We start from the raw sequence: 11887 nt of genomic DNA on the forward strand, positions 1-11887 counted from the left end.
TATAAGAGAAGGGAGGCCCTGATATCCAGGAGCCTCTCTTTTGCTTATTATTATCAATTCGGTATCATGAAGGATAGACTAAATATTGATATAAAGGCTGGTTGGATATGAAAAGGCAATATGACTTTACGGAAGGAAATATTTTAAAGCAATTATTCTATTTCTCCTGGCCGATTCTGCTTACGAACTTACTGCAGACATCCTATCAATTTATCGATAGTTTATGGGTTGGTAACTTACTCGGCGCAACTTCGCTTGGAGCAATTGGAATATCTAGTACGATTCTATTCACTGTTCTCGCGTTTATTATCGGACTAAATAATGCGGCGCTCACAATTCTTTCCCAGCAAAAGGGGAAGCAGAATGATGATGGCTTGAAGCGCTATTTGAACGCATTTGTTGTGCTTTTGACCTCACTCGCTGTCCTCCTCGGTATCATTGGTTTCTTCTTCGCTGAACAATTATTGAATCTATTAGGCACGCCGGAAACGATGTTACATGATGCAAAGGCGTATCTCCAAATTAATTTCATGGGGATTTTATTTTTATTTGGGTACAACTTCATCAGTACGGTCATGCGTGCACTTGGTGATAGTAAGACGCCACTTCGGTTTGTAACAGTCGCCGTACTTGCAAACATTGTCCTTGATCCGTTATTTATTTCGGCGTTTGGCTGGGGAATTCAAGGGGCTGGCTATGCAACGATTGTGTCTCAGGGACTTGCATTTCTATATGGATTCTTTCATATGAGACGTGAGCGCTTGGCACCGTTTACCGTTCCAACCATTCCTGCTATAAAAGATATTCGTCTGATCTTTCACCTTGGTATTCCATCTGGTCTGCAGATGGCGGTTATTTCAGCCGGTTCCGCTGCAATCATGAGTGTCGTTACGTCATTTGGAGGAGCGGTTGTTGCCGGGTTTACAAGTGCGCAACGTCTCGATAGTATTATCATGCTCCCCGCACAAGCATTAAGTACAGCTATAACGAGCATGGCAGGACAAAACATAGGAGTAAGAAACTGGAAACGGGTAGACAAAATTGCAAAATACGGTGTGTTATTTAACTTTGCGATTATGGTTACGATTGGCATATTCATTATTTTATTTGGTGAATATGGAATCAAATTGTTTACGCGCGATGAGACCTCAGTTGGTTTCGGTGCCAGATATTTATCGATTATTGCACTCTGTTATCCATTTTTAGGAATTAACTTTATTTTAAATGGAGTTGTACGGGCAGCAGGAGCGATGTATCAAGTGCTCATCTTAAATTTATTATCCTTTTGGGTGTTGCGTTATCCGCTTACTTGGCTCTTCTCTAAGTGGTTCGGTGAAACAGGGATTGCGATGGGGATGGGTGTAAGCTTTATGATTAGCAGTATTTTTGCATTTTTATATTATCGTTATGGAAGATTCCGAGAAAAAGACTTATTCGAATCGAAAGATAATTAGTATAATGATAGAATAGAATTAGTTGCAGAAAAAGGAGGAATTTACATTGGTAAAAGCAATTCACACAGAAAATGCACCAGCAGCAATCGGGCCATATTCACAAGCGATCCAGGCAGGAGAATTCCTATATATTTCCGGACAGATTCCAGTCGATCCGGAAACAGGGGAGATCGCAGAAGGTATTGAGAAACAGACAGAACAAGTAATGGAAAATCTAAAGGCAATCTTAAGAGAAGCGGAGACCGATTTTTCCCAAGCGGTTAAATTTACGATTTATTTAAGCTCTATGGAACACTTTGGCTCGGTGAATGAAGTTTATGGTTCATACTTAATCGAGCCTTATCCGGCACGAGCTACAATTGAAGTGAGCCGGTTACCGAAAGATGTTCTAGTGGAAATTGATTGCATTGCGCATATCGGGTAATCGAGGGGATTTCCTATTCTTGACTTAATTCGCTGTCCGTCCGGAATATGGAGTGTTCTTAGAGGAGTGGAAATTACAGACCGTTAATACGTGATAAAGTGAAACTCATTCAGTGGGGAATCCTTACTTCCCCACTGAATGTTAGTTGAACAGAATCAGGTATTTACGGACTGTTTATCCCCAGCCTTCGCATATTGGGTTCCCTTATGTTTAGAGTAAGGGATATTACAGACCGTTAATACGTGATAAGCGCCGGCTTTTTTCGACAAAAGGGACCAAATTATTTCCTGGGAAATGACGAACAAAGTCGAAAGCTCCCTTGCAGGTTAAAAACGCGATTCGTTTCGCAACACGTGGGACTGCAATTACTCTTCCCATCGAAGGGCGTTTGCACCAGCGCAACCTGTGCGGTGTAGCAATGAAAAAAGAAGAACTTGCTCATTCAAATTGAGCAAGTTCTTCTTTTATGGCAACTCTTATTTTATCAAGGCATTCTTCCGGTGTTTTCCCGAAGACTCTCTTGTTATTGACTAATGCATACGGGCGGACGGCACATAATCCACAGAAGTTCAAGCATTCATTCATGATGACTGCAACTTCCGGAAATTCGGATTCTAAAATACCTTCAACATCGACTAACGTAATGGTATTTCCATCGCAAATTTCTACGACAACAATTCCCAATTCCATCACACTTTCTCTGTAGGCTAAACTTGTATGCCTATGTTGTCCTATTATTGTTGCTAGTATAATCGGATGCTTGTCTAAATGCAATAATTCTGCATGGAAAGGCCGGAACTAAGCGTTAAGCTTTTGTTCCGGCCTGTTTGTTTATTCGTCTATTTATTGTTTAAGCATAGAAAACAGTTTCGAATCTTTTTCTTCGTATTCGGATGTGTACCATGTGTAAAGCATGATGACACCACTTAGGATAAGTAGTCCGCTTGTAATATAGAAGACGGCAGAGAAACCGAATGATGCTGCAATCAGACCACCGAGTGCAGGTCCGATGACGTTACCTAAAAAGCGAAGGCTGGTATTGTAACCAAGGACTTCCCCTTGCATCGATAGTGGAGCGGCTTGCCGGATATAAGCGATCCTAAGTGGCACAATTCCACCGAGAGCGACACCAAGCAGGAATCTTAGAATAACAAGCTGCCATACACTTGAGACTAAGGCGCCTGGTAAATAGACAAGCCCTGCAGCGAATAAGAGGACCGTTAGTACTTTGACATGACCAACCTTATCTCCGAGCTTACCTAATCTGCGCGAAAATAGAAGATTCCCGAGTCCTGCTGCCGAGAATGCCATTCCGGCGAAAAAGGCGATGTTCACTGGTCCATGAATTTCCTCTACGAATAAAGAGAGGATTGGCTGGATACTGAAATGCGCCACTTGTATGAGTAACGATAACAACATAACGACAAGCAGTACCGGTCTACTGATAATATGCTTCAGCACTTCTTTACTAGTATATGTTTTATAGTCTCGTTCATCTTTTGAAACTTTAATTTGAACTTCTTTAACGAAGAATACGAGAATAGCAGAGATGAAGATTGTAACGGATACCCATTTGAATGTATTCATAAATCCAAACGCATCTGCTAAAGCCCCGCCGAGCATTGGTCCCATTAATGCACCGGTGACACTACCTGTCTGTAGGGTGCCAAGTACTTTACCAGCTGTTTCTTTAGGTGTTTGAACAGCTATAAGCGCCTGGGACATTGGAATAAAGCCTGTCACAATTCCCATAATTAATCGCAATAAAAAAAGCTGCCAAACTGTTGTGGCAAACCCCATCAATAGTACAGATAGTCCAATCCCGACGGCGGACATGATCAAAATCTTTTTTCTTCCGTAACGGTCGCCAATTTTACCCCAGATCGGTGAAAAGATAAATGCAGTAATGAACGTAACTGCAAATGTCAGTCCCGACCACGTTTGCACATACGCATCAGAGAAATTACCCATTGAAGCGATGTACAATGAAATAAATGGAACTACCATTGTCATACTTCCGCTAACAAAAAAGTTAGCAAACCACATGATTGCCAAATTCCGATTTGTTATTCGATGATAACTAATTTGTAATGCCCTTCCTTCCAACGAAATGTTTCGTTACTCTAAATATAACGTATCCCGAAGTAAAAATAAAGGGATTAGCTCATACAGTGAAACTTCATTTAGAGGGTCTTTCCTCTGAATGTTACGTGAGCCAATCGGGCCGTTGCTGGTTGTTAAATCTCCCTATCTAGCTATCTATATTCCTGAAATTTTTTGATGGAGTAATCTTATCTCCAGTACTACTATTATAAATACATAAAGTTCCAAAATGTAAAGGCGGCTATTTTATAGTGTTCATTTTTCCAGAGAAAAGGTATAATAAGTGCAAGTTCCCTTTCTGTAAATAGGGAGCAAGGGAAGAAGACAGTTAACTTCTCTACTAAAGGAGTGTTTACAATGCGAAAACTAACAAAATCGATATTATCCCTTCTATTAATAGCAGTATTATCGGTCGGCCTTGCTACACCTGCAGGGGCCGTATCTGAAAGCATCCTCATTTATGGGGAGAAACTTTCAGAGTCCCAGCGTCAGGAAGTCCGGGCTGCATTAAAGATTGGTGAGAATGCTGCGGTGGAAGAACATGATGTGACCGGACAAGATTATGCGAATTACATTGACGGGAACCCAAATGCGAATATGTATTCTTCTGCACTGATTACGATGGACAATGGCGGAGAAGGGCTCGTCGTTAATATCTTGACACCGGGAAACATTACGAAGGTAACAAGTGAAATGTACGAGAACGCACTGCTTACTGCCGGTGCTGAAAATGTGACGGTTGATGTCGTCTCGCCAGTTGCGGTAACCGGACACTCGGCACTAACTGGTATTTATAAAGCGTATGATGTGGAAGGGGTAGAGCTCGATAAGGAGCGGATGGAGCTTGCAAATGATGAGCTCGTTGTAGCGACAGATCTCGCTGAAAATGAAGATGTCTCAGAAGAAGATGTCGCTCATCTTTTAACGGAAATTAAGCAAATGATCGCCGAACAGAACCCGGTAACGCGGGAAGAAGTAGAAGAAATTGTGTCTGAACAATTAAGTAGACTGGAAATCAATTTAAGTGATGAAGACAGGCAAATGTTGATCAACCTAGTGGACCGGATGCGCGAGTTGGATATTGATTTCGGTAGTGTGCGTGATCAATTAAAGGATATCGCAAAAAGTGTTGCTGATCGGGCTGAAGAGCTAGGTCTTGATGAAGGATTTTGGAAAAAAGTTGCCAACTTCTTCTCCGAGATGTTCGGAGCATTGAGCAATTTCTTTAAAGGATTATTTAACTAAAACAAAGGCGCAAGTGCCCTTACAGAGCGGACGTGGCTAGTACTCTCATAGTTAGTTATCTGCAGCATTTCCATTTTGTGGTTCCTCGTGTAAGTACAAAGGCAGGGGTGTTTTATACTCCCTGTCTTTTTTTTGTAATATTGTAATATACTTTTATGCTTATACCTGCTAATATTTCAAGAACATTACACCTAGGCGATTATGTAGGAAAACTGTAACTCCTGTCACGGACTCTTAATTCTCCTGTAACTGTATTCCTCTTTTTCCTGTGGTACTATAGTGATTGTCAGAAATTAAGGAGGAATTGATTTGAAGAAAATAGTAGCGGCTTTAGTGACGGGATTAGTCTTGTCAAGTGCAGCTGTAACTACTGCTTCAGCAGAACAGCACGAAGTTCAATCAGGAGAAAACCTATGGGATATCGCAAATGAGTACAATACAACGGTTGACAAACTTGTCCAAGTCAATGATTTAAAAACGACAGTAATTCAACCAAAGCAAACTTTATATATAAATAACACATACGTCGTACAACAAGGAGATACCTTACTCAGCATCGCAAAAGAACACCAAGTTTCCCTCGAGGAACTAAAACAGTGGAATGACTTGGATTCAGAACTGATTGTCATTGGTCAGAAATTAGAAATCCAAGGTGTAGCTGTCGATCAAACGGTAAGCGAGGCTCCTAAAGCAAAAGAAGAACAACCGGCTGCGAAGAAGGAAGAAGCACAAGCAACACAACCGGCACCAGAACAACAAACAAGCAGCAATAAAGAAGATTCATCTAATAAAACAAAAGAACAAAAGCCCGAGGGGAAAACAATTTCCGTAACATCAACTGCATATACAGCAAGTTGTGATGGTTGTTCAGGAGTTACTGCCACTGGCATTGACTTGAATAAGGATCCGAACGCTAAAGTAATCGCGGTAGACCCAAGTGTGATTCCCTTAGGTACGAAAGTTCATGTAGAAGGTTATGGTTACGCAATTGCAGGTGATACCGGCGGAGCAATTAAAGGAAATAAAATTGACGTTCACGTCCCATCGAAAGGCGAAGCAACTAACTGGGGTGTGCGTACTGTTAACGTAACAATTGTAGAGTAATAGATTTAGAATACTAACACATAGATAAAAAGGAAAGCATCCATTTAAATGGGGTGCTTTCCTTTTGTGCTTAATTTATATATTTCCTTTGGTGAATGCGATTAGAGTGACAGGAAGTTTATCACGCATTAACGGTCTGTAATACCCCCAATGAATGAAGTTCCACTTTATGGAGGAAAAAATCGGGGTAGCTTTTAACTTTTGCTCGTGTCTATGTTAAACTTATAGAGAGAAAAGTAAGCGCATACATCATTGTGTTAGGGAGGGTTTATTCATATGTCTAGTAAAGCGTTGGAGCAGTTTCTGCGTGATAATATTGCAGATTTAAAGAACAGGGGTTTATATAATGAAATTGATACGGTGGAAGGAGCGAATGGACCGGAGATACAAATCGGCGGCCGAAAGCTGATCAATCTTTCCTCAAACAACTATCTGGGACTTGCAACGAACGATACGCTTAAAGTAGTGTCGAAAGAGGCAATTGACACCCATGGAGTAGGAGCAGGGGCAGTCCGAACGATCAATGGCACACTTGATTTACATCAGAAGTTAGAAGAAAAAATAGCAGCATTTAAAGGAACAGAAGCGGCAATTTCCTATCAGTCTGGTTTTAATTGTAATATGGCTGCCATTTCGGCTGTCATGAACAAGGATGACGCTATTTTATCCGATGCATTAAACCATGCCTCGATCATTGATGGCTGCCGGCTTTCCCGAGCGAAAATCATTCGCTATAAGCATTCGGATATGAATGACTTACGAAAGCAAGCAAAGGAAGCGGTTGAGTCTGGTAAATATAATAAAATTATGGTCATAACGGACGGCGTTTTTTCAATGGATGGGGACATTGCAAAACTTCCTGAAATCGTGGAGATTGCGGAAGAACTAGACCTCATCACATATGTCGATGATGCTCACGGGTCTGGTGTACTTGGAAACGGTGCCGGAACAGTAAAACATTTCGGTCTCCAGGATAAAGTTGACCTGCAGATGGGGACGTTATCAAAAGCAATTGGCGTTGTCGGAGGTTATGTAGCAGGGAAACAAAACCTGATTGATTGGTTGAAGGTCGCTTCTCGTCCGTTTTTATTCTCGACAGCAGTTACCCCGGCAGATGCAGCAGCGAGTACAAAGGCAATCGAACTATTAATGGAAAGCAATGAATTAGTTGAGAAGCTTTGGGAAAATGGTGCTTATTTGAAAGCGGAATTGAAAAAGTTAGGCTTTGATATTGGGAATAGTGAAACACCAATCACCCCAGTCATTATCGGCGAGGAGAAAGTGACACAGGAATTCAGCAAACGTTTGTTTGAATCTGGTGTCTATGCAAAATCGATTGTCTTCCCGACGGTTCCGCGGGGTACTGGACGTGTCCGCAATATGCCAACAGCAGCACATACGAAGGAAATGCTTGATGAGGCGATTGAAGTTTATAAAAGAATTGGGAAAGAGATGGGCATGATTGAATAAGAAGAATATAGATATAGAAAAAGAGTGAAAGGAATTTTGCCATGAAAAAAATTCTCGTAACAGGCGCATGCGGCCAAATCGGTTCGGAATTGGTGATTAAACTACGAGAGCTTTATGGAGAAAATAATGTGGTTGCGACAGATATTAAGAAACCGCAAGATGGGTCAGAAGATTCCTTATTTGAAATAGTAGATGTCATGGATGAGAAGCATCTCTATGAAACTGCGAAAAAGCATCAAGTGGATACGGTGCTGCACTTAGCTGCAATATTATCATTTAAAGCAGAGGAAACGCCAAGGCTTGCCTGGAGATTAAACATGGGCGGCTTGGTAAACGCCTTAGAAGTTGCTCGCGAGCTTAATCTAAAGTTTTTCACACCAAGTTCCATCGGTGCCTTTGGTCCGAAAACACCAAAGGAAAACACCCCACAGGAAACATTGCAACGGCCTACCACGATGTATGGGATTAATAAAGTGGCGGGAGAGCTACTCGCGGACTATTACTTCGAGCGTTATGGTGTTGATACGAGAAGTGTTCGTTATCCTGGACTCATTTCTTCCAAAACATTGCCAGGAGGAGGCACGACCGATTATGCTGTCGAGATATTCTATGAAGCACTGAAAAATAAAAAATATAAGTGCTATATTGCTGAGGGGACATATATGGATATGATGTATCTTCCCGATGCGCTTCAGGCGGTGATTGATTTAATGGAAGCAGATCCGGATAAACTCATTCACCGAAACGCATTTAATATTACAGCATTCTCCGCCGCCCCAGAAGATTTCGGGGAGGTGATTCAACAGTATATCCCGGATTTCCAGATGACTTATGAAGTCGACCCGGTCCGGCAAAGGATTGCGGATAGCTGGCCGAACCGCCTTGACGCAACAGCGGCTAGAGAAGAGTGGGGATTTAAATATAATTATGATTTGGAAAAAATGGCGAAGGAAATGCTTGAGCTGTTAAGTAATAAATTAGGGTTAAACTATGTATCTTGAGATTAAGCGAATCAGAAAAAAGATATGAAGAAATACGTGTGTATTTCGTTCATGTCTTTTTCTTGTTGAAATACTTTTGTAGTTGAATAGCTGCAGACGCTGTTTCTTTGGTTGAATAGAAGTGCTCTAATCGCTTGAACAGCCGCTGACATCGTTCCTTTGGTTGATAAGGAGTACACTAGTCGTTAGGAATACTGCTGACGTCAAATCTTTTGTTGTTTACAGAAGTTCTATCCGTTCGAGCCACTACTAAAGTCAGTTCCCTCAACCGATTATAAGTGCTCTAGCACCCAGCACCCGAGCACAAATCGCTATTTTAGTATGATGCAATACGAAAAACGTCCCTCCATAAAAAGAGGAACGTTCATCTTATGCATACATTTTATCGATTTCTTTCTGCAATGCTTGATCACGCACATAATCATCGTAGCTCATCTGTTTATCGACAATCCCGCTTGGTGTAATTTCAATCAGGCGGTTCGCGATACTATTTACAAATTGATGGTCATGAGATGTAAACAGCATGGAGCCTTTAAATTTGATCAATCCATTGTTTAGGGATGTAATCGATTCTAAATCCAGGTGGTTTGTCGGCTCATCCAAGAGAAGCACGTTCGCATTGGAAAGCATCATTTTCGAAAGCATGCAGCGAACTTTTTCTCCACCGGAAAGGACCTTCGCCTTCTTCAACGCCTGTTCTCCGGAGAACAGCATTCTCCCTAGGAAGCCACGGAGGAATGTTTCTGTTTGGTCCTCTGGTGAGTATTGCCGGAGCCAGTCAACAAGATTCAATTCTACTCCCTCGAAGTACTCTGAGTTGTCTTTTGGGAAATAGGACCGGGAAGTCGTCACGCCCCATTTAAATGTCCCAGCATCAGGTTCCATTTCACCCATTAAAATTTTAAACAATGTCGTTTTCGCAATATCATCGCGGCCGACGAGTGCAATCTTATCATCCTTATTCATGATGAAGCTTACATTATCAAGCACGACCGTATCGCCAATTTTCTTCGTTAACCCTTCTACGCGCAGTAAGTCATTCCCGATTTCCCGCTCCGGTGTGAAAGCAACATATGGATATTTTCTCGAAGAAGGCTGGATATCATCAAGCGTAATATTATCAAGCATCTTTTTCCGGGAAGTCGCCTGCCTTGACTTCGAGGCATTCGCACTAAAACGAGCGATAAAGGCTTGGAGCTCTTTAATCTTCTCTTCCTTTTTCTTATTGGCGTCGGCTGCCATTTGTGCCGCTAATTGACTCGATTCATACCAGAAGTCATAGTTTCCGACCGTAATCTGAATCTTACCGAAGTCTACGTCAGCAATATGAGTACAAACTTTGTTCAAGAAATGACGATCGTGGGAGACGACAATGACGGTATTCTCAAAGTTGATCAGGAATTCTTCTAACCACTGAATCGCTTGGATATCAAGACCGTTCGTCGGCTCGTCAAGTAAGAGAATATCAGGATTCCCGAATAAACTTTGGGCAAGCAGGACTTTAACCTTCTCATCATCTGCAAGCTCGGACATCAACTTATCATGAAGCTTTTCACCAATACCTAATCCTTTCAAAAGAATTGCAGCATCAGACTCTGCTTCCCAGCCGTTCATTTCCGCGAATTCGCCCTCAAGCTCAGCAGCTCGAATTCCATCAGCTTCAGAGAAGTCTTCTTTCATATAAATTGAATCCTTTTCTTGCTTTACTTCGTATAATTTACTATGACCCATTAAAACGACTTCAAGCACTGGATATTCTTCGTAAGCGAAGTGATCCTGTTTTAATACAGCAAGCCGCTGGCCAGGAGTAAGGGACACTCCTCCAGTCTGAGGCTCAATCTCGCCGGATAAAATTTTAAGAAAAGTGGACTTACCTGCACCATTCGCACCAATTACTCCATAACAGTTACCTGGAGTAAATTTCAAATTGACATCTTCAAACAGCTTCTTATCGCCGAAACGTAAGCTGACATTTGTAACTGTAATCATATAAATCCTCCATTATAAAAAATCCAGGCTGTTTAAAACGAACAACCTGCACGATTCGTATTAATCGTAACTATCCACAGTAAGCTTACGTTATTTGAAGGGATTCGTCAATGAAAAATCGCTTGTCTTACGCATTTTAACAGGGATTGAACAAGTACCCGAAAAAAATAATAAAATGGTTAAAAAAAGAACTTGGCGAAAAATGATTTTTGTGTAATAGTAGATTGTAGCTCGCCTCTTTATATGGACTGAAGAAAGGGGGAATGATAATGAAAGAAAGAGAGATTTATTTTCTATTTACAGATACGGGAACCAGTTTAGCAAAAGTGATCAACTTCTTTACGAGGCGGGATTTGAATCATGTCTCCATATCCTTTACGAAGGATTTTACAACAGTATATAGTTTTGGTAGGAAACGGCCTAAAAATCCATTTATTGGTGGGTTTGTCCAAGAGGATATAACGAGTGACTTCATGGCAAACGCGAACTGTGCCGTTTATTCACAAACGGTCAGTGAAGAAGAATACCGAACGATGGTGAGGAAAATACAAGAGATAGAGATGAGGCAGCATGAATATCGTTATAATTTCATCGGATTGTTCGGTGTTCTGTTCCGAGTTAAAATAAAACGGCGTTCGGCCTTATTCTGTTCCCAATTTGTGGCGACTGTAGTCCAAGATTCAGCGAAATTCAATTTTGAAAAGCCGACCTATTTTATAACACCGTATGATATCCGGAAGTCATTGGAAAACAAACTGATCTACTACGGGAAACTAAAATATTACAGAGAAAGCTTACAACCGCTTCCGGCACCCCAGCTAGTCCTGGGTGAACGCACCATACCAAAGCAATCATTTTTATTTCATATATCTAATAAATTTAAACGTTTAGTCATTAAATAGGAGGAACCGTCGCTGCAGAGCGAGAGGCTCCTTTTTTTATGGATTATCGTTAAGAATCGCTTGTTTTGGTGGAACAGGTGCGGAAGGAGGGTGAAGTGTGCTGAGTGAAAGGAAGAAAGTATATAATAAGGAAGATTTGGAGTCCCAGCTCTTTAGGAGTTGGGACTTTTTTTGATGTGAACAATAAGCTGTTAG

The 11887-nt window shown here is 41.4% G+C and carries 10 protein-coding genes; 7 read left to right on the top strand and 3 right to left on the bottom strand.

What is annotated here, in order from left to right; translation table 11 throughout:
* The first annotated feature begins 107 nt into the window (after positions 1-107).
* Positions 108-1454, top strand: coding sequence for an MATE family efflux transporter (locus tag WKU33_RS00985; protein WP_340452793.1), 1347 nt, complete (start codon positions 108-110; stop codon positions 1452-1454).
* Positions 1455-1500: 46 nt separating this feature from the next.
* Positions 1501-1878 carry a RidA family protein gene (locus WKU33_RS00990; RefSeq protein ID WP_340452794.1) on the top strand — a complete coding sequence of 126 codons (378 nt, stop codon included), beginning with the start codon at positions 1501-1503 and terminating at the stop codon, positions 1876-1878.
* Between the two features lie 438 nt (positions 1879-2316).
* On the opposite strand, the gene WKU33_RS00995 is transcribed toward WKU33_RS00990, so the two are convergent.
* Together WKU33_RS00995 and WKU33_RS01000 are read right to left on the bottom strand one after the other, a co-directional pair.
* Positions 2317-2562 (bottom strand): DUF1450 domain-containing protein, encoded by a 246-nt coding sequence (locus tag WKU33_RS00995; RefSeq protein WP_188855923.1) that lies wholly within the window; start codon positions 2560-2562, stop codon positions 2317-2319.
* A 159-nt stretch (positions 2563-2721) separates the two neighbouring features.
* Positions 2722-3924, bottom strand: coding sequence for an MFS transporter (locus WKU33_RS01000; RefSeq protein WP_188855922.1), 1203 nt, complete (start codon positions 3922-3924; stop codon positions 2722-2724).
* 414 nt (positions 3925-4338) lie between these two features.
* On the opposite strand from WKU33_RS01000, the gene WKU33_RS01005 reads away from it, so the two are divergent.
* From WKU33_RS01005 to WKU33_RS01020, 4 genes are all read left to right on the top strand, one after another.
* Complete coding sequence (locus WKU33_RS01005) at positions 4339-5226, top strand: DUF1002 domain-containing protein (RefSeq protein WP_340452795.1); 888 nt, start codon at positions 4339-4341, stop codon at positions 5224-5226.
* Between the two features lie 309 nt (positions 5227-5535).
* The gene (locus tag WKU33_RS01010) at positions 5536-6330 is read left to right on the top strand and encodes a LysM peptidoglycan-binding domain-containing protein (RefSeq protein ID WP_340452796.1); all 795 of its coding nucleotides are present in this window, start codon (positions 5536-5538) and stop codon (positions 6328-6330) included.
* A 276-nt stretch (positions 6331-6606) separates the two neighbouring features.
* Complete coding sequence (locus WKU33_RS01015) at positions 6607-7800, top strand: glycine C-acetyltransferase (protein WP_188855830.1); 1194 nt, start codon at positions 6607-6609, stop codon at positions 7798-7800.
* A 41-nt stretch (positions 7801-7841) separates the two neighbouring features.
* Positions 7842-8801 (top strand): L-threonine 3-dehydrogenase, encoded by a 960-nt coding sequence (locus WKU33_RS01020; RefSeq protein WP_336251738.1) that lies wholly within the window; start codon positions 7842-7844, stop codon positions 8799-8801.
* 369 nt (positions 8802-9170) lie between these two features.
* Here the strand turns inward: WKU33_RS01020 and WKU33_RS01025 are convergent, their stop codons facing one another.
* Positions 9171-10790 carry an ABC-F family ATP-binding cassette domain-containing protein gene (locus WKU33_RS01025; RefSeq protein ID WP_188855828.1) on the bottom strand — a complete coding sequence of 540 codons (1620 nt, stop codon included), beginning with the start codon at positions 10788-10790 and terminating at the stop codon, positions 9171-9173.
* A gap of 269 nt (positions 10791-11059) precedes the next feature.
* Here WKU33_RS01025 and WKU33_RS01030 point away from each other — a divergent pair, with 269 nt between their 5' ends.
* Positions 11060-11692, top strand: coding sequence for a hypothetical protein (locus tag WKU33_RS01030; RefSeq protein ID WP_336251736.1), 633 nt, complete (start codon positions 11060-11062; stop codon positions 11690-11692).
* Positions 11693-11887 lie beyond the last annotated feature (195 nt).

This window comes from Oceanobacillus sp. HCA-5259 (assembly GCF_037892815.1).
Lineage (GTDB): Bacteria > Bacillota > Bacilli > Bacillales > Amphibacillaceae > Oceanobacillus > Oceanobacillus indicireducens.

Coding starts and splice junctions, on each gene's coding strand:
- WKU33_RS01025 (WP_188855828.1), bottom strand. CDS start 10,790: ATGATTACAGTTACAAATGTCAGCTTACGTTTCGGCGATAAGAAGCTG.
- WKU33_RS01005 (WP_340452795.1), top strand. CDS start 4,339: ATGCGAAAACTAACAAAATCGATATTATCCCTTCTATTAATAGCAGTA.
- WKU33_RS01000 (WP_188855922.1), bottom strand. CDS start 3,924: ATGTGGTTTGCTAACTTTTTTGTTAGCGGAAGTATGACAATGGTAGTT.
- WKU33_RS00985 (WP_340452793.1), top strand. CDS start 108: ATGAAAAGGCAATATGACTTTACGGAAGGAAATATTTTAAAGCAATTA.
- WKU33_RS01020 (WP_336251738.1), top strand. CDS start 7,842: ATGAAAAAAATTCTCGTAACAGGCGCATGCGGCCAAATCGGTTCGGAA.
- WKU33_RS01015 (WP_188855830.1), top strand. CDS start 6,607: ATGTCTAGTAAAGCGTTGGAGCAGTTTCTGCGTGATAATATTGCAGAT.
- WKU33_RS01030 (WP_336251736.1), top strand. CDS start 11,060: ATGAAAGAAAGAGAGATTTATTTTCTATTTACAGATACGGGAACCAGT.